Genomic DNA, 22,242 nt, shown 5'->3' with positions numbered 1-22,242 from the left:
ATGCGCGTTGAAATCTTCGATGTCGGCCATGGTCAATGCGCCGTGATCACCGCTCCAAACGGCCGGCGGATGATGATTGATTGTGGTGACCGCTGGGGCGAGGAAACATTCTGGACTCCTTCGCTACATTATTTCGGGCAGACTGTTGACCTCCTTGCGCTGACAAATCTGGATGAGGATCACCTCAGCGACTTCAAGGGGATGACCGAAGATTGCAACGTGCCCTGGGTCCTCACAAATCCGACCATCGGCACGCGGGAATTCGCAGTTCTTAAAGAAGACGGAATGGGATCGGGAGCTAAAGCCCTAGCGGCATGGCTTGCTCGTCCCAAAGGACTGCCGGGCGCGCAGCCGGATTTTGGCCCAGTTCAAATCCGATGGTATTCTTGGTCTTTTATCCCCGGCGTTGTGAACAAGACCAACGATCTGAGCCTTGCCATAGTTGTGCAGTTCGGCGCCTTCAAGATCGTGTTCACCGGAGATCTCGAGGTGGCGGGCTGGCGGCGGTTGCTGACTATACCGGAGTTCCGCGCCGACCTGATCGGCACGACCGTGTTTGTGGCCTCCCATCATGGCCGGGAAAACGGATGCTGCACCGAACTGTTCGATTTGATCCGGCCGCAGCTCGTGATCATCTCGGATGACGAACACCAGTATGAGAGCCAGGATACCAACACTTGGTATCGTAACCGCTGCACTGGAGCGGTGTTCGCACATAACGCTCTCGAACGGCGCTATGTGGCGACTACGCGTAAGGACGGCTCGATGAGGTTAGATATCGACGCCAATCAGTGGACAATACGACGTGTCAAAGTTCCAGATTGGCCGCGGAAGATTCCGACGCCGGCCGCGGCGCCGGAATTTGACGCCCTGAGTGCGATTGGCTCTGGGCAAACCTGGTTCGGCGCAGGTTTAGCGTCGTTTGCGCCGGGATCGGGTCTTGACGCACTCGGCTTGCTGAATACGCACGACGATTCACTATCAAGAGCGCTTGGTCTCGGGGCTCTTTCGCCATTTTTGGCCAAACGCTGATCGCGTTTCGGGCGCTCGGAATCCGGGCCGTCGACCATTTCACGAGGGCATTCTACCACAGCAGAATCAAGGCGCGGTGCTTTCTCCTGACTACCTCGACTCTATCGCCGCAGCTCGCCAGGGTGCAGAGCCATTCCGTGTGCCATGGCCAATGCCCGGCAACCCCGGCAGTTTCCCAACCTTCGCAACATTCGCAGAATGGCGTGCGTTCATTCTGCAATTTAATCTACACCCGGCGCTCCCACTCATTGTGTCGGCTAAATTTGACCGTGCACAGAGGCTTTACATTCTTACATGGATTGACTTCGATTTAATCAAGACTGGCGAGCTCATGGCTTTGACCGCCCCCTCGAGTTGGCGCTGACCGATAGATACGCGGGCAAAGAAATCGAACGCCGACGCAACCTCATCAACAAGAAAGCAGAAGGAGAAAAGCGAAACGTCACGAAAGGCGCGAAATGGTGGGCAGAGAATCCATCATTTGCCGATCTCCTGAAATACACGGTCGATCACGACGGCCTCACCGAAGCCAAAATCCCAATGAATCGGCGCTGTGGTCCTTTGTCAAAAGCACTTGGGATGGTTACGGGCGAGACCAGTCCCAGCTTGTGGGACATTCGTAACGATCTCGCACATGGCGTACCGCTCAACGAATATCCGTGGGCGGGCCTCCTGGAATTGGTGCGAGACCTCATTAACTATGCTTACCGGGATTGGACCTGACACAGACGATTCGCGCCTATTGAAGCACCAACGGTCGTTCCAAGCGCGGTTCGGTTAGCCAAAACGGGGACATGCAAATCGCGCACCTATAACTCAGCCTCCATCGATGGCAAATCGGGGCGACGGCGGCGGGCGTGATACTCTGGGAGCTCAAAATACGAAAAATTGGTCTGATGCTTGGCTGCAGAAGCTCCGCGACGACGAGCGCGCGGCCACAGCCGACGTAGCGCTCATTATCTCTCGCCAGCGCACGCTAGTCAGCAGTCCAAGGCTGATCAATTCTATCAATATCTGACTGGTTCGCGGTTCAAATAGCGAATCGAAGCCATCATCGTGCGCTTCAAAGACATGCGAGAAGATATCGACAAAGAACGCAAGTTGATGGTGAAGGCCTGAGCCCCTCTCTTTTTGACGACGCTTTCAGCCAGCTGCATCCTGAACTGGCGAGCTTTTCTTAATTTCCTCATTAGTTGAGCCGCTGACCACATTACGATCAACGCTCACCATCGAAAAACTGGTGCAGGTCTCGCTCGGCAGGCGAGCTCTCCGAGCCTTTCGCCCAAGAAAGTCGTCGGCGAAAGCTGCCATGCCACGCGTTGCGCGGCTCGCTAAAGCGCCTTCAGCCGCTCGGCGAGCGCCAGCCGGCCCAGTTTCGCCGTCCCCCGCTGCAAGCACTGCAGAAGGTTGGTCTTCTCGACGAGGTGGCGGATTTCCTGTTTCGGGTCGTTGGTCGCAGCATGCTCAGTGCGCGCCTGGTCGACGCGCCAAGCGTAGTATTCGGTGAAAATACGATCCCGTTCCAGGTAGAAGATCGTCTCTAGATCGGCGAGCGCATCCGCCGAGAGCCGGTTTTTGATCACTTCAATGACTTGGACGTAAAGAGCCAGGTGTTCCTTCATGCCTTCGATACGGCCGGTGTCGAAATAATCTAGACCGACACCCCCGTGTTCGTTTTCGTCGCGAACTGGATGAATACGGCGCCACTGTTCGACGACCCAGACCACGTCATCGTCCGTAAGATGGAGCAGGCCGTTCTCGATGCCGAGAATGGCGGCCATCTCACGGTTACCTTGGATCGCATTCAGCGCGTTCGAGAATTGCCTATTGCTGAGCTGGAAGCGCGCCTTCACCTTCTCTTTCTGATCGTCGAAAACCTGCATTGACCAATCTTTTCGCGGCGGCATCAGGCGCGCGATCTCGAACAGGTCGCGCCGCGAGCAACGCGCGGTGCACGCTCCCGTCCTCCATTCGCCAACGAAATCCACGCTGCGGTACTTAAGGTCGCTGAGCAGCCTCTCCAGTTCGCGAAGGCTATGCTGGATCAGCTTCAGATTGGCTGTCGAATATTCCGAAAGGCTGGGATCATTGTCACGGTTGCGGTGGTACCGCAGCTCCTGACCGTCGGCATCGATGCGGGAAACGCTGTCGACGAACGGCTTCAGCGCAGCGATCACCGCCCGCAGTTTCTCGTCGCCGACATCCGCTCCATGCAGCCGTTCCCAGTATACCCTGATGTTGTGATCCCGCTTGATCCCGTCATTCTTTAATAGGCCGGCTTCAAGCAGACGATCGGTCGTGAACTTCAGCGCCAGCTCGATCGCGTGCCGCGCGTTGTAGAGAATGGGCAGCACAAGCGTGTCCCGCTTGGCGAACAGCTTCTTTTCGATGATGGCATCGACCAGCTCGATCGCGGCCTCGATATAGCCGTCGAGATAGTTCTCCTCGTGTCCCTGGCGGCCGATGCAGGCATTCCAGTCGCCATCGAAAACACGCCTGAAAAACGGGTCATCGGCATAAGGATCGGGTTCGGTCATGCGAATGCCGCACTCGAAATCGGTGTGGGTGAACCTGTAGGAAGTGGGCTCTTGAGCAGGATTTACAAGACCGGCGTCCAGACCTGCTAGACATCGCGCTTTGGCCGAAAGGGCGTTTGCCGGGCCGAAGACTTCCTCCCGGTAATTCGGCAGAGCTGGCCTCGACTGGTCGTTGAACCCGCTGGTCTTGAGCGTCCATCCATTTGAGGACTGATAAGCAAACTCTCGTTACCTTATCAGTTGACGAACTGACGCCATTTGCGGCCAAACCTTATCAGTCAGCCAACTGACTCCATTCAACGATACAGGCGAGAAGATTCGCGATAGTGGCCTGTGGCGCGTTTATAAATTCACATGGCAGCTAGACGCGATGCAATTCTGGGATAGGTTCGAGGGGCGTTTGCTGCGCGGAAGTGAATTCCTGTAGCCTCTGCAGCCAATCAGACAAGCTCCGGTTCGCAGTTCTCAATCCGTCAGCGACCCCCGACCATCCGGACAGCCTTTCAGGCGCTTGCACTGGCTCCCATGCACCCGGGCAGGGGGGCAACCTGGGAACATGACACTAGCGAGGCAAAGCAGTACTGCGTGCCTGCCCGCCTAGGTCGGTGAACGCCATCGGGTCAGAGGCAGGCCGGGGCGCTGCGGCTGCTGTGATCACGGTCTCCGAATGGGGTGCCCGCGCGCGAGCGAGGCCGGCGGCTTGGCCCGCGACGCCCGGCCTCGCTATCGGATGCTTGTTGACCTCAAGCGGTCACGGATATTAGGTCTGGTCAATCAATGGATCTCGCCCAGCAGTCTGTCGGGATCGACAAAATGATGAGCATTCGGCTTCTGCAATGTCTACCCGAACACTGAGTGAGAGTATCGTCAAGAAGACGTTGAAGCACTTAGACTGGCCCAAGCTTGAACAGCACCTTTCTACGCTCATGTTGGATCAAGCTTGCGCGAGACAGCTTCTCGACCTTCTTCGCCGGAACGGCGACCTCCTACTGAAGCGGCCTGATCCGGTTCGGCGTCGGGGTCGCGATGCGTTCCTAGCGAACCTCGAAGCGCATTTCCTGAAACACCTTGGCCGCGATTGGGCATGCCAAGTCGACGAACTCAAGGTACTTGGTCATCATATCGAGGAGGGCTATGCGGAGATACTTCGTAGCCTTTCCCGGACAGAGGCCGCCAAATTAGCACCCGAGGTCCAAGCTGCTTCTGGTTTGGCCTGGTCGGCTCATGCGTTCGATGAAATGATGAGAGATTTTCAGGCCGATCTGGCGCGCCGAAGACACGTAAAGTTGAGCCATTTCCGCGTACGACGTCGGGATGGCACATCGTTCAATCCGGACGGCGCGCTCGGGAACTTGATCAACATCACGACGATGACGTTGCTGCTGCTCGGCCACCAGCAGTCTTGGTTCGATGACGAGGGCTTCCTTGTATTACCAACATCGCCGGAGCCCACCGACGATGAGAATGAAAAGATGACGGCCACACTTGCGTTGGCCGCTTCTTGGCGCCTTTGGCAGCGCTTGGAACAGCGCTGTCGATACTTTGGCGGCGAGCTAATATCTCTGGGTGCACCCGCGCGGCAATGGGTGCCGAAGGATGCCGCACGAGCCATCAAGTATGAACTCGTTACCCCCGAAGAGGCCTACGATTACTACGCGAATGAACGGCTTACCGATCAGCTCGCGCGGACGTACCATGGCTTACTGCAAAATACCAACCTTGAGACTTGGGCTTCGGGGATAGACGGCCCTCTTGAACTTCCGCCGAAAGGATACGTGTCGCCGGAGGAAGGCCACTCCTGTATTTCGCTCAGCGAGGTGCTCGGCTATTTCATCCTTGACGACCAAGAGCGTCCGTGCGGCCTGAGACTTGTCGAATGGATACGCGGATATTCTACGCTGCAAAGCTTAGTCGGCGAGCGTTACCGCACGCTGGGTAAGAAGGGACTGCGCCACATCGTTTCCCGCGGCGAGCTGCGCTCACTCTTGGAACGAGTCGGCCTGAAGAACGGAACTGCCGACATCTTTATTGACCAAACTTCACTGCGCAAAGCCAGCCGTGATCTTTTCGACCAACCGCTCGTGAGGATGCGGGATGGCTCGCTGATGATCTTCGGCCCAGCAATCCTATATTCCGAGGCTGGTCGCGTAACGCTTTCTGCCATCGGACGACAGGGTGAGCAGTTGGCGCGCAAAGGCAAAGCGTTCGAGAAGGAAGTGCTGCGCTATTTCACCAGTCAAGGACTAGCCGCGACAGCCTTTAGGCTGAAGATCGAGGGAGAAGAATTCGAGTACGACGTCGTCGTGCCTTGGGACGATCATCTTTTCGTCTTCGAGTGCAAGAACCGAACATTGTCGGCCCATAGCCCGGCCGCAGCTTACTATTTTGCCTTGGAGATGAAGTCTGCCGTAAATCAGGTCATCCGTTTGGCTAACGCGTTACGCGACCATGCCGACGCGGCTCGTAACGTGTCGGGGATCGAGGTAAAGGACAAGATAATCGTTCCCTGCATTTTGAATTCGTTGCCGTACGCAGAGACTGGAGCGCGGAATGGCGTCTACATGACGGACGTTTCTCTTCTTAAGCGTTTCTTCCATAGCTCGCTTGAACCGGCGACAACCAAACCTAGAAAATCAGTCACATCACTCCGGCCTGGAGAAGCGCACAAGCCAGCCGACTTTCTTGCTTACCTGCAAGAGCCACCAGCACTAAAGGAGCTGATCGCACGGACGCACCACGCACCGTTCTATTTCGATCTCGGCGAACAGACCGCGGTCGCGGTGACGGACATAATGGATAAGGACACTCCCGTGATGAGCATGGGAAGGCTCTTCTCAGCCGAATACGGGTTCATCCAACGAGGCACCTCGCGTTCTGACTTACACAAGAGGAGACTTGTCGAGCGACAAACCGTTCGGGAGGCCGACCGAAAGTGGCGGCAAGCTCAGTCTCGTATCAAGTGACATCTCCCGACGGGTTTTCCCCGAATTTTCGGTATCCGTCGCCTAACTTGTGGGGGCTCGGCTGATTTTCTTCGCGGACCGTCGGTGGCATCAACCAGGGACAACTTCCTCCGTCAATTCGCCTTCCGCTGGACCGCTCGCAACCAGGGACGGGAATACGGCGTTTCCGACAAATCCCGCCTTGAAGGCTGCCGCAATGTTGAGGATAGCCCAGTGATCAGCCGTCAACAAAATATGATCACTATCCCCTTCTTCGATTTTGCTGGTGGATAGTGGCCTTGCGGCCGTTTCAGCTATCCCAAGACGCTCCAAACCTTCTCTGCTTTCAGTAGAGACACCATTGGCGCTGTGATTGAATGATTCGATCGAAGACTTGAATCTCGACTTGAGGAAACGTTCGTCCCGCCATTTAAGCGGTGTCGCCCAGGCAACGCCTTGAGCCACACAACTAGGCGAGGCAAGACTAAAACGAGGCAAGCACAAATGTGTCGGTGGTTTTTCTTTGTTCGCTCTCGTATCCGATCGTACGAGGCGCAATTGACGACTGTACGGCACTCTTAAGGACATGATGGTCGGATGACCGGCCTTCGACAAGCACAGATCCGCTACCGCGTCGATCCAGGTGACGTGCCACCCGAGAAGGCGGCGCGGCGGCTACACCTCACACTCACTCGCTTTAACGAGTTGCTGCCGAACCTGATCAAACGGGGCTTCCCAGAGCCGGACGCAGACACCGGCATGTTCGACCTTGACGCCATCGACCTGTGGAGAAGGAGCCGACACCGTTCTGCTCAAAGCCTTGCCTCGGCACTGCAAAATACGCCACCATCCCGGCCCATCAGGCGGATCGGGGAAAGAACACATGGTGGTCAGGGTGCGGCTCCGAGGACTTAAAGTCGCGCGTGCCCGCGGCAAATACTACGTCTACAGGCGGGCGACCGGCGAAATCATCATCAAGGGCTTTCTCGGCTCGCGCGAGGACCTAATGCGCAGGCTGGAAGACCCGGACCTGATGCATGCTTACAATCGCCCCCGCCTGGCAAGGCGGCCTGCCAGTGATTTCGGGTCGGAGACGCTGGGTGGTTTCTCTCACTGGTACACCAATGGCGACATCGATCGCCTTAGCAACCCCAAGCACCTGGACGAGCCAGGTTCATTGCCGGACGGCTACCCGAAGTGGCGGCAACTGGCCAAGGCCACGCGCAAAGACTATCTGGCTGCCTACGACTATCTGCGCGAAGATTTCGATATGTTGCTGGCCGACGTCAAACAGCCAGACTTATACGAGATGCGGGACAATTGCGCGAACAGGAAATGGCCCCGCTTCGCCGATAAACTGATCTCGGCGCTGTCGTCAATGTTTAAACAAGCCGTGAAGCGCGGCAAGATGCCGTTCAACCCTTGCAACGGTATGGACAAGACTCACGAGGCTGACCCCGCTTACAACCGGGAATGGTACCCTCAAGAATGGAAGTTCGCTCGCGAGAACGCACCGCTCGAGGTGCTGATTCCGATGATGCTCGCTCGCTACGCCGGTCTGCGTGGGCAGACGATCGTAAGCATCAACCGCAAGCAGTTTGAGGACCATCCGGAGGGGCCAACAGGCAAAGCTGTTCGCTACACTCCACGCAAGAACAAAAAGAAGGTTCCCTATGTGCTCCTGCCGGTGCTGCTCGAGTTGCAGAATTTCCTGGCTGAGCTCAAGGTTCAGCGCGCCGACGGCGTGATCGCGGTCCGCGACGACGGCTCGCTCTGGCCGAGCGAGAAGGAGATGCAGACCCGGGTCAGCCATTGGCTCCGCAACCAGGAGCGAGTAGGCAACATTGGCGCCGGAACCACCCTCCACGGGCTGCGCGTCTCCTACGCCGCCTGGTGGCGCCGGAATGGCGCAAGCAAGTCCGAGGTGGCCGATCTTATTGGCGACGCATCGGAGGCCATGGGCGGCCACTATACCCGGCATGTCGAGGCCGAGCAGAACATCACCCGGGCGTTCGATCGAGTGATGAAAGACAAGACGTGAACAGGTTTTGCAGCCGAAATGGAAAACGCGAGGGATCGGTTGGAAAACATTTGCGGGAAAAACGCGAAAAGGCTAATGAAATCAATGCGCGGACGTGGCGGAATTGGTAGACGCAAGGGACTTAAAATCCCTCGATGGCAACGTCGTGCGGGTTCGAGTCCCGCCGCCCGCACCAGGCCGCCCGCACCAGTAAGGACGAGCAAGAGTCGCTCGGGGCGCCCTAAAGTGCGGTCTCGCGCCTCCGGCCCGCGATCAGCGCCACGTTCCCACTCCCCAGAGGGGCGACGATCTCCCTCCTCTGCCCGGCCGCAGCCCAGCGTGTTCCCAGCGATTTTGCTGCGGCGATTCCCAGCACGGCGAGAGCAGATCCCGCGATCACGTCGACGAAGTAGTGGCCGCCAACCAGAGGAGTAGCGAGCAACATGCCGGCATTCGTGATCAAGGCGAGCGGGCGAATCCACCATACGCCCCAACATGCCCAAACAGCGAGGATCGCCGCGGCGGCATGAAAGCTCGGAAAGGTGATGATGCCTCCGAGTTGAGAGACATTGAGAAGGCGCAGAGAGCCGTCTCGAACGAGCGGCAGCCGATCGAACTGTATCAGGTAGCCTGTCGCCCTGAAATTCGGGGTTTCCGCAGGCACGCGGTATTCCTGATAGGTGCCGATGGCCGGAAGCAGTGCCGAGATGAGAGCGGTGACACACACCGTCAGGATGCACGCCATCGTGAATTGATGCAGACGAACGTGGTTCTTGGTCAGGCCCAGCAGCAACGGCACGCCTAGCCCTAGCCACCCGATCATCGCATAGAAGAAGACCGCGTAGGGCAGCAGCGCCGGCCGATCCACGATGAAGCGATAATAGGCTGTCCAGTCGAGCCCCAGCAGTTGATCGAGGTGAGCGAGATTTCCGTCCTGCAAGGGCAGATCCGCGGACGCCGTGACGTAGGAGAGCGGCGTTCCGAACAGGAACAGCATATCGAGTTGTGCGAGCGAGAGGAGAACGAGTGCCGGCCGTGCCCCCCAGCGATGCGAGATCAAATAGCGGCCCGCAAGCGTAAACACCGCGGCCATCGCAATGGTCTTCAACAACCCGCTTTCGATCTCGACGGAGAAGCGGGATACCGCAATGCTGATACTGAGCAGCAGCGCTATCATGCTCAGAACGATCCAGTTCAGCGTGTAAAGTCGCCAGCCCTCATTCGGCTCGCCGTGGATAAACATGCCGCGCCATCTTCTGCCATTTCCCTTGAAGATCTGCGACGACGCGCTCTAAGGTTGAGTTAATTGTGGTTGTATAATTCGGACCGATCTCTCGAAGGTGTAGTTTGGGAGCTCCCGAAGCGGATCAACTGCTGATCCACGGCTTCGTCTCCTGCGCGCTTCGGTCGCGCCTCAAATGCAATTTTTTCACGGAAGCGATAAGAATCTGACTTTCGTCGGTCATTTGTGTGTCACTCGCTGAACCTAGAAGGCTGCGGCCCCCCAAAGGCCGCTTCCGTCTTTCGCGCGGAGGCGTTTGGTCTCGCCACACCAAGAGAAACCCATGCCACACAGCTTCAAGAGGGCCGCTTCGTTTAAGAGGGCCGCCTCGACCCTTTGCTTGTCGATGATGTTAGCCGCGAACGGCCCACTCTCGGCCCTCGCCGGACCGCAGGAGGAGGCGCTCCGCACCGCCACTCCGATCAAGCACCTCGTCATTATCTTCGGAGAGAATGAATCCTTCGACCATTATTTTGGTACGTATCCGCACGCTACCAATCCGCCCGGCGAACCGGCTTTCACTGCGAAGCGGGATACGCCTGCGGTCAACGGCTTCACGGCAGAGCTCCTCAACAACAACCCAAATCTCAACCCGGCCAACGGCACCGGCGCGACCAATCCGTTCCGGCTCGATCGCTCGCAGGCTCACACGTCCAGCCAGAATCACGCTTACGGTCCCGAGCAAGCTGCCTTCGACGACGGCAAGATGGACCTCTTTCCGCTGAACACCGGCGCGGCCGGCACCGGCGGCACCGGCGTGTTCAACACCAAGGGCCTGGTGATGGGGTATTATGACGGCAACACCGTCACCGCGTTGTGGAACTACGCCCAGCATTTCGCGATGAGCGACAATTCCTACAGCTCGACCTTCGGCCCGTCCTCGCCCGGCGCCATCAACCTGATCTCCGGCCAGACCAACGGCGCAGTGGGTCATGCTCCCAGCAACGGCTCCAGCACCAACACGATCAACAACATCGTCGCCGATGGCCAGGGCGGCTTCACGATGTACGGCGACAGCGATCCTTTCGGCGATGTGTGCTCGTCGACCACGAGCGCGACGACCGAGATGACCGGCAAGAATATCGGCGACCTCCTGAACGCCCGCAACATTTCCTGGGGCTGGTTCGAAGGGGGCTTCGATCTCACCGCCACCAATCCCAACGGCACGACCGGCTGCAATCGCAGCTCGACGTCCGCAGTGGTCGGAAGCAATGTGAAGGACTACGTCCCGCATCATCAGCCGTTCCAGTATTATGCGTCGACGCGCAATGTCAGCCACACGCGTCCGACGTCGGTCGCTGCGATCGGCACGTCCTTCGACGGCGGCGCCAATCACCAATACGACACCAACGACTTCATTGCCGCGGTTCAGGCGGGCAATCTCCCGGCGGTCAGCTTTCTCAAAGCGCCGGCGATCCAGGACGCTCATCCGAGCAACTCGGACCCGCTCGACGAGCAGGTCTTCGTCGTCAACATGATCAACATGTTGCAGAAGAGCCCTGAGTGGAAGAGCACCGCAGTCATCATCGCCTATGACGACTCCGACGGGTGGTACGACCATGCCCACATGGTCATCAATCCGTCGCATAGCGCGCAAGACGATTTCACCGCCGCGCAAAACTGCACGCCGCTGCCAGGAACCCACGGCGCGCTCTCCACGCCGCTGCCCGGCCTCAACGGACAGCCGGTCCAGGGCCGCTGCGGCTATGGCCCGCGTCAGCCGCTTCTGGTCATCTCGCCCTTTGCCAAGCGCAATTTCGTCGATCACACCTTGACCGACCAGTCCTCGATCCTGCGTTTCGTCGAGGACAACTGGCTGAACGGCGAGCGCATCGGCCAGGGCTCGTTCGACGCGATCGCGGGCAAGATCGACAGCATGTTCGACTTCGATCACAAGTCGGATCGGAAGCTGTTCCTCGACCCGAATCTTGGCACGGTGGTCAACTCCGATCACGACGACCACGACCACGATCACGATCGCGCCGATCGTGACCACGGCGGGTCGCGCATTTAGGCGCCAGAGCGCGATGCGAATCGCCATCGCGCTCTGAATTTTCGTTTGAGTATGATCTCTGCGGAAGACCGCTGCACAGTTCGCGCGGACGCGGCCCTGCGGATGATGTCTGAACAAGCCTAAGCAGGATGGGGCGGACGGACCGGTTGCGCCCGCCCCATCACAATTTCACGCTCCTCGATCTCCAGGGATTGATTGGTGACACGCTTCTCGAAACTGCAGCCGATCGCATCCCGGGCCTGGCCCGCATCCATCCTGCTGTCGGTTCTGCTTGCCATAGGCCTCGCCAGCGCCGATCCCATCCCGCAGGCAAGTCCGCCCCAAAGCAGCTCTGGTGCGACAACCGAGCTTTCGGCCGTCGCTCAACTCGGGCGCAAGATGTTCTTCGACCCGTCTTTGTCGAGTTCCGGCCAACTCGCCTGTGCCTCGTGCCACAGCCCCGCAGCCGCCTACGGCCCACCGAACGACCTCGCGGTCCAACTGGGCGGCCCCGATCTAAAGCGTCCAGGCATTCGGGCGGTGCCCTCGTTGCGATATCTCGAGCACACGCCGAATTTTTCGATCGGCCCGAACCAGGAGATGGCGGATAACGATCCGGTCCCGCTCGACACCAGCGCGCCCGCGCTGCCGACGCCGGCAGGCAATGTCAAGGTCGCCTCGGTCGCCAAGGCGACCGCCGACGCGGCGGCGCGTGCGGCGGCCGAGGCGAACGTGCCGCAAGGCGGATTGGATCGGGATGGCCGCGCCGACACGTTTCAGACGCAAGCGCTCGGCCCCCTGCTCGATCCGAACGAGATGGACAATCGCAGCGCCCCGGAGGTGCTCGAGCGTCTGCAGCGCGCGGCCTATGCCGACGATATCAAGAAGCTGTTCGGCGCAAACATCTTCAGCCAGCCGGGGCTTGCCTTGGACGAGGCGATGTTTGCCCTGGCACGCTTCCAGGCGGAAGAGCCGAGCTTTCACCCCTATGACAGCAAATACGACGCTTATCTCGCAGGTCGGGCTGAGCTGAGCCCGGCGGAGCAACGGGGCTTGAGGCTGTTCGAGGATCCGCTGAAAGGCAACTGCGCATCCTGCCATATCGATCGGCCGTCCCGTGACGGCATCTTCCGGCCGGCGTTCACGGACTACCAATTCGAGGCACTCGGCGTGCCGCGCAATCGCGATCTGCCGGCCAACCGAGACGCCGACTTCCACGACCTTGGTCTGTGCGGCCCGATGCGCAAGGATTACGCTAGCGCCCCCTCCTATTGCGGCCTGTTCAAGACGCCGACGCTCCGCAATGTGGCGACGCGCAAAGTCTTCTTCCACAACGGCGTCTTTCACTCGCTCGACCAGGTGCTGCACTTCTATGTCGAGCGCGAAACCAAGCCGGCAAAGTGGTACCCAAAACTGCCGAACGGCGAGATCGATCGCTACGACGACCTGCCCGTGCAATACCGCGCCAATGTCGACGTGGTCGACGCGCCTTACGACCGCAAGCAAGGCGAGGCGCCTGCGCTCAACGACGCGGAAATTGCCGACGTGATCGCGTTCCTGGGCACGCTGACCGACGGCTATCGATCCGACAGCGCGTCGGCCGGCGCGGCGCCGCAGCATTGAAATGCCAGCGGCTAGATGTCGCCGCCGTCGACGGCCGATCGATTGAGGCGGCCTCCGATCACGCCGCCTGCGCGACGCGCTCGGTGAGGCGTTCCCAGGTCGTTGCCTGCATGCTCGGTCGGGCTTCCATGCGATCGAGCCAGGACACGAGATTTGGATGCGGCGCACCAAGCGCCGGCCATTCCGGTGTTTGTCGGAAGAACGCCATCGCCGGAGCGATCATGAGATCGGCCAGCGAGAGCGCATCACCCGCAAAGTAGGATTGCTGGCCAAGCAATCGTGCAAGCTCGGCAAACACCACGTGCGCCTTCGGCATCGCCGCCTTGATTGCCTCCTCGTCCGGCGTCGTGCCCATCACGCGCGGGCCGACCACGCGATGGAAAATGATCACGTTGCCGACGCCTTGAAACAGGTACCAGTCATTGATGTTCATCACCTGATCCATGCGCGCTGCCCGCTTCGGATCATCAGGTGTGAGCGGCGGGTTCGGCAATACGCGGTCGAGATAGCGCAGGATGGCCTGGGTTTCATACAGGCGAAAACCGTCGTGCTCGAACACGGGAATGCGGCCGAACGGATGCAACGCCAGATGCTCGGGTGACTTTGGCACGAGCCGGGCCAGGACGAACGGCGCGCGCTTCTCTTCGAGAGTCGCCATGACCGCGCGTCCGAACGGGCTTCCCGGATGAGAATGCACCGTGAATTCCGCCATGATGGTCTCCTCTGCTTATGTTGACAATCCTTTTAGCTTTGCTGCTTCTCGGCCTCGCGCACGAACTTCTCCAACAGACCCGGCCAACCGCGGTCGACATCGTTGCGCATCGAAGCGCCTGCTTCCGCGCCCATCGTCTCGAACTTATGATGCACGAGTTCGACGGTCGTTGCCTGCGGCCCAATGGCGGTAAAGCGCACATCAACCTCCGATTTCATGGTCAGATCCGGCTTCCACTGCGCGTTGATCTGCCAGATCAGCACGACGCGATGCGGCGGTTCCCATAGTGTGATGGTCGCAACCGTCGTCTCGGTGCCGTCTTGCGAGACCTCCAGCCAGCGGCCGCCGAGCCGCGGCTCCATCATGACTTTCGCGATCGGCTGCTTGCCGACGCCGTGATCATGCGGCCACCAGCGCGTCAATCCGCTGGTGAAGACCTCGAAGGCATGCTCGATCGGCGCCTTGATGTGAACCGTCTTGCGCACGGGGGCGATGGCAACGCGCTCGCTCATCTCTGCCTCTTCTTCGCCTGGTAGGAACTTTCTGCTTCCAGCTTGAACGCGTCCAATGCATCGCCCCAGAAACTGTCGATCCAGGCGCGCAGTTCGGCGAGCCCTTCCCGCCGCACCGAATAGATTCGCCGCACGCCTTCGCTGCGCTCTTCGACAAGGCCCGCCTCTTTGAGGACCTTCAGATGCTGCGACACCGCCGGCCGGGACACCGGCATGCCGGCCGCGATTGCATTCACCGGGCGCGGTCCGGTGCGCAGGCGTTCGAACACCTCCCGCCGCGTCGGATCGGCCAGGACGACCAATGCGCTTCCGTAAGTCATGACTAACCGTAAGTCATGGGTTACCGAATGTCAACCGACAGAAGGCTGGGCCAGTAAAACGGACCTGCAGGGCGACACAGGCACCGCGAGCGGCGTTCTCCGCTCGCGGTGATATCTCGATGCGCGCGTAACCCCGCGAGTTCAGCGCCGGCCTCGCCGGCGGGCGGCGGGAGCGTTGAGGCGGCCGGCGCGTGTCACCGTCACCGTGTCGCGGACGATGTCCTCAAAGTCTTCAGTGAACGGCACGCTGAAGGAATCAATGGTCAGGGTTTCCGGGGTTATGGTGACGCGCAAGAACCCGGCGCTCTCCTGATCATAATACTCGAGATCAAGATCGAGGTTTGGATCGCGCTGCGACTTGGTCGTCACCGGCGCGGCCGGATATTGGCCCTGCGCATCCTTCTGCAGCTTATGGATCAGGCGCTCGGTGTTGGCGTATCCGCCGCGGCCGTCGATCACGTACGGAATTTCCCGCCCCTCGTACCGCCGCGTGAAGCGCTGCATGTTGTGCACATGGCCCGACAACACCGCATGCGGAATGACGCCGGTGCTCTTCATGGCCTGGTCGAGCGCGACGACGATGTCGAGATAGCCTCCATGCGTCTTGTCCAAGGAATAAGGCGGATGGTGCATGGCGACAACGATGAATCCGTCCTTGGCCTTGGCATCGCTGAGCTGCTGCTCCAGCCAACGCTGCTGCTCGAACGTTCCGCGTGCATCGAGCGTGCCTTCGACGTTGGAATAAAGCCCGATGATGCTGACCAGGGGCGCATCCAATGTCCAATAGACATAGGGCTGGGTCATGGTCGCGCGATAGGCGCTGATCTGATGCGGCTGAGGCGCGCAGAAGTTCTCGGTAAAGCCATAGAGCGACGGCTCGCCATCAGGCGCATCGCCGGCGCGAACGCGCGTGTCCCCGTCATGATTTCCCGGAATGGCGAAAATCGGCGCGGGATAATATTGATAGGGCTCGTAGAACTGCGCGCCGTAGAGCTCGCTCTGGCCGTTGAAATAGACCACGTCGCCGACGTGATAGAGAAAGGCCGGCTTGTCCGCCCCTTGTGCCGCTTTGACCTGGTTTTCCATCGCCTCGGCAACGGCGACTTGAATGTCGTCGCCGTGAACGCCGCCGGAATCGCCGATGACATGGAATACGAGCTTTTGCTTCTGCTGCGCCAGCGCGGCCACCTCCGGCACGATCACGCGAAGCGGGAGCGCGAGATTCACGTTGTTGGTCATCGGGGGCTTTTCGAAATGTGGGTTGTTTTTCGGATCTGAAATCGGCTCGAGCAATGGGCGCCTTGTCTTTGCGAAGCGATTGGCGCTGGGCATCGGATTAGGCACGAGGTGGTGCACGGTCATGTAGGATCTCCTGAACGAGCCGCAGGACGACGCGGCAGTGCAATCTACCCTCGACGCCATGACAACCGTTGATAGAATATATTTCGGCCCGGAGTGATCTTCCGGATTGCCCAATCACACAAATTGTGAAACCCGCACCCCGCTGCGCCGGCCCACAAAAAGACAGCGCCGACGATCGGTGCGGTGCACGCCTGGTCGTTTACCGCGCGCGTGGTTTGTTCCGGCTAACCTGCGCGCTGTTGCAACTGCGGCGACTGCTCTGGGTGCCACCAGCGCCCACCGATGACCACGCCTTCAGATGCAATCTTGCGATCGCCGATCAGGTGCTCGCCGACAACGTCGACATAGTCGAACCGCCCTTCCCTGATCGAGATGACGGTGGCGTCCCCGACACTTCCCGTCTTGAGGCTGCCGAGTTCGGGGCGCCGCAGCGCCATCGCGGCATTGACCGTCGAAGCCGCCACCACGTCAGGCAGCCCCATGCCCATGCACAGGAACTTCGACATCGTCGTCACCTGGTCGAAGGCCGGCCCATTGATGCAGAGCGCGTGGACATCCGAGGAGATCGTGTCGGGATAAATGCCGTTGGCCAGCATCGCGCGTGCGGTCTTGAACGCGAACGAGCCCTTGCCGTGGCCGATATCGAACAGGACGCCGCGTTCACGCGCTTCCAGCACAACCCTTTTCACCGTGCCTTGTGCGGTTACTGCGGAATTTGGAAACGGCCGGAATGCATGGGTCAGCACATCGCCCGGACGCAGGCGCGCGACGACCTCCTCATAGCTCGGCGGCGGATGATCGATATGCGCCATCAGCGGCATGCCGACCTGTTCGGCGACTTCGAGCGCGATGTCGAGCGGCACGATCCCCGACGTGCCCGAGGAGTTACGGCCGACCCGCACTTTGATGCCGACGATGAGGTCGCGGTTGGCGTTCGCGACCTCGACCGCATCGATCGGATTCATCAGCCGAAGCTCCTCGCTCTCGCCAACCATCACCCGGTTCGAGAAGCCGAAGATGCCAGCATGCGAGACATGCAGGTAGGCGAGAATGCGGACCTCGCTCGGCTCGATCACGTGTTTGCGGAAGCCCGCGAAATTGCCCGGCCCCGCGCTGCCGGTATCCACCGCGGTGGTGACGCCGGAGGTGCGACAAAACTCCTCCGCATCGATGCCGAGCGAGGTGCCGCCCCAATAGACGTGGGTGTGGAGATCGATGAGCCCCGGCGTGACGATGGCGCCGGAGACATCGCGCACATCCGTCCCCGGATCCGCCTTCAACCCGCTTGCGACCGCAGCGACCTTGCCGCCAGCAAAGGCGACGTCCATCACGGCGTCGAGCCTCTGGGAAGGGTCGATCACCCGGCCGCCGCGCAGGATCAGATCAAAAGCCATCGTAATCTCCCGGGCTGGAGGATCGTCCGGAAGCGTTTTCCGGACGGATCATGCTCAAACAACAAACGAGAGCGCGATGACGATCAACCGGTTCCCATCGCGCTCCATCGGCGAAGAACGGGATGGGATTGCATCAGAAGATGCGCGGGTCAGGCAAGTCGCGCATCGGTCAAAATCGATGATCTAGGAATGCCTACGCGCATTCCAGCGTTGCGCAGATCTCGGCTGCTGGAGACGGCGCGACGCCGTCTCCCTGCCCCCTCGCAGATGCGGGATGAAATCTTGCTTAGCCTTACTGCGTCGCTAGACCCACATGGTGAGGAGGCGCCTAAGCGCCGTCTCCGGACGATGCTGTGAATCCCCGGGAGAACCATGAGGCCGCCTGCCGACTTTCGGGCCGCATCCTTCGAGACGCTTGGCTCGCGCAAGCTCCTCAGGATGAGGGATAGGGCCGGTTGTGACGCAGTGAGACTGGCCCATAAAGCCAGAGCGCGATGGCGATTCCATCTCAGTCTATCGCACTTCACGTGTGCGTCGGCCAGTGCCGCTCGCGGAACCAGGTGCGGTACTCCGACGACATCTTCGCGCGCTGCGCCTGCGGCGCATGCCGCTTGCAGGTCGATGCCTCCTCGCTGTTGTCAGGCGCGCCCCACCTCACCTCGACGCAATCGTTCGGGTTGTAGGCCATCTCGAAATTCGGTGCCCGGTCGATGACCTCCTTGAGCGAAAGCGTCCACTGCGAGCCGTCGCTACGCGTGTAGGAGATTTTTCGCGAGGCAAGCTCCGAGGCGAGCACCCCTTGCAACTCGCTTTTAACGTCGTCGACGCTCTTGCCGCTGGGCATCGCGTAGCGCGCCGCCCGCCGCACGACGCGATCGGGAAATCCGCGCACGACGTCGATCGCGATCAACAGGCGGAAATCACGCGCCGGAGTGGAGTAATCCTCCCAGGGTCCCGACGTCTCGAAGATCGAGGGGCCGTCGGGCATAGATACGTCGCCGGCCTGCTTTTCCTGGTATTTTCGCCCGTTCTCGACCGAGGTCACGCGCGTCTTCACCTGTTCGTTCAGGCTCGCGATGGCATCCGTCATCGCTTTCACCGGATCGAGCGGCTCGGGCGACATCACGTCGTCCATGCGATCGTAAAAATCCTCGGCACTCATCCGCGACTGATCGACCGAAAAATCGGCGTACTGCGGATTGCCGGTGATTTCGGCGTTGCTCAGCCGCCGCAGCGAGCCGTTCTTGTCGCGCACGATCGGCCGGAAGTGCTTGAAGCCGGGGCTACCGAGCGCAGGATCGTGCACGAACAGGAAATTGCCGCGCCAGAAGCGCTTTCGCGTGATCGATCCGTCGGGCTCGGCATCAACGGCAAGGAAGACGCCAGGCTTGCCGTTCGCCTCCGGAACGCGATGCACGAGCATCAGCACGTGGCCGTAGGGGTCGGCATACACCGTGCCCGGGTGGAGCGCGTCCTGCGTCAGCGGGACAGTGTAGAAATCGGTGTTTTCGTCGCTCGCGGCGACGCGTACGGCGCCGGTATGGACGACGTCGCCGACGTCGCGCAGATATTCGTTGAATGTCGTCGGCCGCTTGGGCTGCGGCCTCAGTGGAGCCGCGGGCGGCAGCGTCGGCGCCGCCTCAGCCGTCTGGGGGCGGCCAAACAGGTTCAAGATTGGAGCCGTTTGCGCCGGCGGCGTGGCGGCGGCAATCGTAGCCGAGGCGACTTCCTGTTCGGGCGGCGGCGGCGGACGTGTGAGGTCCGGATGCTCCATGTCGAACCATTGGTAGCACTTGGGCGCCTTGCCGCCGGCACCGCGCGAGCAATTGGAATAGCCGAACGGCAGTCCCATCTTGTAGGCGAAATAGGCGCGCAGGAAGTACGCGAAATCGGCGCAGTCGGGGCGAAGGCCGGTCTGCGCATTGTCTTCGCCGCGACCTAGATAGTTGAACAGGAAATTGCGCGATCGGTCGTGCAGGACTTCGTGCCAGGCTTTCCAGGACAGATCCTGATCGGGAGGCGCGTCGAATAGTTTCTCTATCCAGGCCGAAAACAAAGCTTCCGTCGCGTGATCCCAGCTATTGCGCACCTTCCAGAAGGCGCCGGACGGAACAGGCGGAGGGGCCGGCTTGCGCCCGCTCACGGAGATCTCGCGTGTGATCGTGCTGCAATCCGCCGTCGGCTGGTCGAGCGCGAGCGTGGCGCGCCACGTGCCCGCGGCCGGCTCGGCGACCTCGGCGAACCAGGAGTACGGCGCGCCGCCGTGCCGGTCGGACGATTTGGCTGCGACGCTGCCATCGGGCGCGATCAGCGACATCACACCCTCGAGCGGCTTTTCGGCCACGATCATGACGCGCAGCGGCGCGCCCTTCCAAGGCGCAAACGGCGACGGCAAGACCGAGATCTCCCCGCATGCACCGGGCGCCGCCTCCACAGGCGAATCCACTACCCCGAAAATGAACGCAGCTATTGCAGCAGCGGCTAACCGACTGGCGAGACGCATTGTGAGAACCTTTCTGGAACTCGGAACCGCACTCGACCCTGCCCCGCGAACGGAATCGTGGGACTGTTGAGTTGGCCAGGGTCAGTCAGGCAAATTTGAGGCGCCCGCTCGCCGGACGGGCGCCATCAAACGGGGAAAAAGGGTTCCAGCAATCTGTGCCGCCCGCCGCCCTACTCCGATTTGTCGACGTTCCACCAGATCGGCGTCGCCGGGCCGTCGAGAATGCCGGTGAGCGATTTGCGCCAGGCGCTCGGGACGACGAACTGCCCCAGCGGAATGTAGATCACCTGATCGTAGTTCTCCTCCTGCACCTCGGCCGCGAGCTTCTTCTGCTCCTCCGGCGAGGACGCGCGGGCAAAGGCGTCGCGCAACTGCTCCATCTTGGCGTCCTCGGCCCAGCCGAACCAGCCGCCATTCTTGCCGCGGCCGCCGACCGAGACGTTCACGACGGGATTCATGATGTCGGCCGCGACCCAGTTGGTGAAGAACATGTTCCAGCCGCCTTCGCTCACCGGCTTTTGGCTGGCGCGGCGGCTCACCACCGTCTGCCAGTCGGTTGCCTGCAGGTCGACCTTGAAGCCGGCCTGGCGCAGCAATTGCGCCGCGACCACCGGCTGCGCCTTCAGCGTGGTCACGTCGCCGGGCGCCATGATGACGATGGGTATGCCGTCATAACCTGACGCGGCCAGTGCCTTTTTCGCCGCCTCGATGTTGCCGCCCTTGATCAGATCGCCGGCGCCGACGTCGGTTGCAAGCGGAGTATCGCAGGCGAACACCGCACCGCAGACCTTGTAGTATTTGGGATTGCCGACGAGCGCGTCGAGCACGTCCTTCTGGTTCAGTGCCAGAAGCGCGGCGCGGCGGACCTTGACGTTGTCGAACGGCGGCAGCAGGAAGTTCATGCGTCCCAGCGTCTGGTAGCCGAACTTGTTCAGCGTTTCGACCGTGATATCCGGGTTGCCTTCCAGGATCGGCAACAGCTCGAACGACGGCTGCTCCATGAAATCGATGTCGCCCGACTGCAACGCGTTCACCGCGGTCTGCGCGTCCGGCATGGTGATCCATTCGACGCGGTCGACCTTCACCACCTTGCCGCCCGAGGTCCAGCTCGGCGGCTCCTTGCGTGGCACATAGTCGGTGAACTTCTCGTAGACCGCCTTCACGCCCGGCTGGAATTCCGCCTGGACGAATTTGAAGGGACCGGAGCCGATCTGTTCGGGGATCTGCTTGCCCGGCGGCGTCTCGGCGAGGCGCTTGGGCATCATGAACGGCACCAGCGAGGATGGCTTGCCGATCGATTCCAGCACCAGCCCATAAGGTTCTTTCAGCTTGAGCACGATGGTCTTCGCATCCGGCGCCTCTATGCTGGCGGTGAAGTCCATCAGCTTCTGGCCCATGCCGTCGTTCCTGCCCCAGCGCTTGAGCGAGGCGACGCAGTCCTCCGCCGTCACCGGCGCGCCGTCGTGCCACTTCAAGCCGTCGCGGAGCGTGAAGGTATAGGTCAACTTGTCGTCGGAGACCTTCCACTCCGCCATCTGCGGCTGGATCTTGAAATTGGAGTCGGTCGCGAGCAGCGTGTCGTAGACCATGTAGCCATGGTCGCGCGTGATATAGGCGGTGGTGAAGCCAGGATCGATCACGCGCAAATCCGAATGCATCACGGCCGTGATGGTCTTCTTGCCGGCGGCCGAGGCCCGCGACATCCATGCGCCGCCCGAGAATGCAGACGCGATTGGTGCAACGCCCGCGAGCTTGAGGAGTTTGCGGCGCGAGATCTGAAACATCAGTTGGTCTCCTGAAGTGACGTCAAAGCAGTCAAAGGCCGGTCACCGATTATGCATGTCGTCCGTTATTTGGGCGAACTAACACGCTGTAAACGCATCAGTTTCGAGACTTGCATCAAGCGCGAAGCGCGTCAATCGCGATTTGGTTGATGCCAGCAACGCGCAGCTTTCACTTTACAACGACGCAGCACGGCCTACTCCTAACCGCTCCCACCTGGTCCTTCTT

The 22,242-nt window shown here is 60.4% G+C and carries 17 protein-coding genes and 1 tRNA gene; 8 read left to right on the top strand and 10 right to left on the bottom strand.

All coding sequences use genetic code 11. The annotated features are described in order from the left end of the window. From F758_RS0106895 to F758_RS52975, 3 genes are all read left to right on the top strand, one after another. Complete coding sequence (locus F758_RS0106895) at positions 1 to 1,032, top strand: ComEC/Rec2 family competence protein (protein WP_024507174.1); 1,032 nt, start codon at positions 1 to 3, stop codon at positions 1,030 to 1,032. Positions 1,033 to 1,386: 354 nt separating this feature from the next. Next, a complete protein-coding gene (locus F758_RS46345) occupies positions 1,387 to 1,755 on the top strand; it encodes a hypothetical protein (RefSeq protein WP_051386721.1) in 369 nt (122 codons plus the stop codon). Positions 1,756 to 1,861: 106 nt separating this feature from the next. Further along, positions 1,862 to 2,050 (top strand): DUF2130 domain-containing protein, encoded by a 189-nt coding sequence (locus tag F758_RS52975; RefSeq protein WP_024507173.1) that lies wholly within the window; start codon positions 1,862 to 1,864, stop codon positions 2,048 to 2,050. Positions 2,051 to 2,363: 313 nt separating this feature from the next. On the opposite strand, the gene F758_RS0106880 is transcribed toward F758_RS52975, so the two are convergent. Then, a complete protein-coding gene (locus F758_RS0106880) occupies positions 2,364 to 3,569 on the bottom strand; it encodes a hypothetical protein (protein WP_024507172.1) in 1,206 nt (401 codons plus the stop codon). Between the two features lie 836 nt (positions 3,570 to 4,405). On the opposite strand from F758_RS0106880, the gene F758_RS0106875 reads away from it, so the two are divergent. Next, on the top strand, positions 4,406 to 6,532 hold the full coding sequence (locus F758_RS0106875) for a nuclease-related domain-containing protein (RefSeq protein WP_024507171.1): 2,127 nt from the start codon (positions 4,406 to 4,408) through the stop codon (positions 6,530 to 6,532). A 90-nt stretch (positions 6,533 to 6,622) separates the two neighbouring features. On the opposite strand, the gene F758_RS49305 is transcribed toward F758_RS0106875, so the two are convergent. Further along, positions 6,623 to 7,126, bottom strand: a complete 504-nt coding sequence (locus F758_RS49305) for a hypothetical protein (RefSeq protein ID WP_157449886.1) — start codon at positions 7,124 to 7,126, stop codon at positions 6,623 to 6,625. Between the two features lie 268 nt (positions 7,127 to 7,394). On the opposite strand from F758_RS49305, the gene F758_RS0106870 reads away from it, so the two are divergent. After that, positions 7,395 to 8,552: a tyrosine-type recombinase/integrase gene (locus F758_RS0106870; RefSeq protein WP_024507170.1), complete on the top strand. Its 1,158-nt coding sequence runs from the start codon at positions 7,395 to 7,397 to the stop codon at positions 8,550 to 8,552. Positions 8,553 to 8,640: 88 nt separating this feature from the next. After that, positions 8,641 to 8,727: transfer RNA gene (locus F758_RS0106865), tRNA-Leu, on the top strand. A gap of 45 nt (positions 8,728 to 8,772) precedes the next feature. Here the strand turns inward: F758_RS0106865 and F758_RS46340 are convergent. After that, a complete protein-coding gene (locus F758_RS46340) occupies positions 8,773 to 9,774 on the bottom strand; it encodes a phosphatase PAP2 family protein (protein ID WP_024507169.1) in 1,002 nt (333 codons plus the stop codon). A 385-nt stretch (positions 9,775 to 10,159) separates the two neighbouring features. Between F758_RS46340 and F758_RS0106855 the strand changes: the two genes are divergently transcribed. Then, positions 10,160 to 11,827 carry an alkaline phosphatase family protein gene (locus F758_RS0106855; protein WP_084305139.1) on the top strand — a complete coding sequence of 556 codons (1,668 nt, stop codon included), beginning with the start codon at positions 10,160 to 10,162 and terminating at the stop codon, positions 11,825 to 11,827. A 198-nt stretch (positions 11,828 to 12,025) separates the two neighbouring features. Beyond that, on the top strand, positions 12,026 to 13,429 hold the full coding sequence (locus tag F758_RS0106850; RefSeq protein WP_024507167.1) for a cytochrome-c peroxidase: 1,404 nt from the start codon (positions 12,026 to 12,028) through the stop codon (positions 13,427 to 13,429). Between the two features lie 58 nt (positions 13,430 to 13,487). Here the strand turns inward: F758_RS0106850 and F758_RS0106845 are convergent, their stop codons facing one another. The 7 genes from F758_RS0106845 to F758_RS0106815 form a co-directional block, all read right to left on the bottom strand. Continuing rightward, positions 13,488 to 14,141, bottom strand: a complete 654-nt coding sequence (locus tag F758_RS0106845; RefSeq protein WP_024507166.1) for a glutathione S-transferase family protein — start codon at positions 14,139 to 14,141, stop codon at positions 13,488 to 13,490. A 32-nt stretch (positions 14,142 to 14,173) separates the two neighbouring features. Continuing rightward, positions 14,174 to 14,653 (bottom strand): SRPBCC family protein, encoded by a 480-nt coding sequence (locus F758_RS0106840; RefSeq protein WP_024507165.1) that lies wholly within the window; start codon positions 14,651 to 14,653, stop codon positions 14,174 to 14,176. Next, a complete protein-coding gene (locus F758_RS0106835) occupies positions 14,650 to 14,973 on the bottom strand; it encodes an ArsR/SmtB family transcription factor (RefSeq protein ID WP_024507164.1) in 324 nt (107 codons plus the stop codon). The genes F758_RS0106840 and F758_RS0106835 overlap by 4 nt, the downstream gene beginning before the upstream one ends. Before the next feature lie 141 nt (positions 14,974 to 15,114). After that, positions 15,115 to 16,212, bottom strand: coding sequence for a metallophosphoesterase family protein (locus F758_RS46335; RefSeq protein ID WP_198026419.1), 1,098 nt, complete (start codon positions 16,210 to 16,212; stop codon positions 15,115 to 15,117). A 347-nt stretch (positions 16,213 to 16,559) separates the two neighbouring features. Next, positions 16,560 to 17,729: an amidohydrolase/deacetylase family metallohydrolase gene (locus tag F758_RS0106825; protein ID WP_024507162.1), complete on the bottom strand. Its 1,170-nt coding sequence runs from the start codon at positions 17,727 to 17,729 to the stop codon at positions 16,560 to 16,562. 523 nt (positions 17,730 to 18,252) lie between these two features. Then, positions 18,253 to 20,232: a hypothetical protein gene (locus tag F758_RS0106820; protein WP_024507161.1), complete on the bottom strand. Its 1,980-nt coding sequence runs from the start codon at positions 20,230 to 20,232 to the stop codon at positions 18,253 to 18,255. A 170-nt stretch (positions 20,233 to 20,402) separates the two neighbouring features. Beyond that, on the bottom strand, positions 20,403 to 22,016 hold the full coding sequence (locus F758_RS0106815) for an ABC transporter substrate-binding protein (RefSeq protein ID WP_024507160.1): 1,614 nt from the start codon (positions 22,014 to 22,016) through the stop codon (positions 20,403 to 20,405). Between the last annotated feature and the right edge of the window lie 226 nt (positions 22,017 to 22,242).

The sequence above is a fragment of the Bradyrhizobium sp. ARR65 genome, assembly GCF_000472385.1.
Taxonomy (GTDB): domain Bacteria; phylum Pseudomonadota; class Alphaproteobacteria; order Rhizobiales; family Xanthobacteraceae; genus Bradyrhizobium.
This window is presented reverse-complemented; position numbering and strand designations above follow the sequence as displayed.

Bases quoted from the DNA above. Each gene is read 5' to 3' on its own strand.
- F758_RS0106895 (WP_024507174.1), top strand. From the start codon at position 1: ATGCGCGTTGAAATCTTCGATGTCGGCCATGGTCAATGCGCCGTGATC.
- F758_RS52975 (WP_024507173.1), top strand. From the start codon at position 1,862: ATGGCAAATCGGGGCGACGGCGGCGGGCGTGATACTCTGGGAGCTCAA.
- F758_RS0106880 (WP_024507172.1), bottom strand. From the start codon at position 3,569: ATGACCGAACCCGATCCTTATGCCGATGACCCGTTTTTCAGGCGTGTT.
- F758_RS0106875 (WP_024507171.1), top strand. From the start codon at position 4,406: ATGTCTACCCGAACACTGAGTGAGAGTATCGTCAAGAAGACGTTGAAG.
- F758_RS0106870 (WP_024507170.1), top strand. From the start codon at position 7,395: ATGGTGGTCAGGGTGCGGCTCCGAGGACTTAAAGTCGCGCGTGCCCGC.
- F758_RS46340 (WP_024507169.1), bottom strand. From the start codon at position 9,774: ATGTTTATCCACGGCGAGCCGAATGAGGGCTGGCGACTTTACACGCTG.
- F758_RS0106855 (WP_084305139.1), top strand. From the start codon at position 10,160: ATGATGTTAGCCGCGAACGGCCCACTCTCGGCCCTCGCCGGACCGCAG.
- F758_RS0106845 (WP_024507166.1), bottom strand. From the start codon at position 14,141: ATGGCGGAATTCACGGTGCATTCTCATCCGGGAAGCCCGTTCGGACGC.
- F758_RS0106840 (WP_024507165.1), bottom strand. From the start codon at position 14,653: ATGAGCGAGCGCGTTGCCATCGCCCCCGTGCGCAAGACGGTTCACATC.
- F758_RS0106835 (WP_024507164.1), bottom strand. From the start codon at position 14,973: ATGACTTACGGAAGCGCATTGGTCGTCCTGGCCGATCCGACGCGGCGG.
- F758_RS46335 (WP_198026419.1), bottom strand. From the start codon at position 16,212: ATGACCAACAACGTGAATCTCGCGCTCCCGCTTCGCGTGATCGTGCCG.
- F758_RS0106825 (WP_024507162.1), bottom strand. From the start codon at position 17,729: ATGGCTTTTGATCTGATCCTGCGCGGCGGCCGGGTGATCGACCCTTCC.
- F758_RS0106820 (WP_024507161.1), bottom strand. From the start codon at position 20,232: ATGCGTCTCGCCAGTCGGTTAGCCGCTGCTGCAATAGCTGCGTTCATT.
- F758_RS0106815 (WP_024507160.1), bottom strand. From the start codon at position 22,016: ATGTTTCAGATCTCGCGCCGCAAACTCCTCAAGCTCGCGGGCGTTGCA.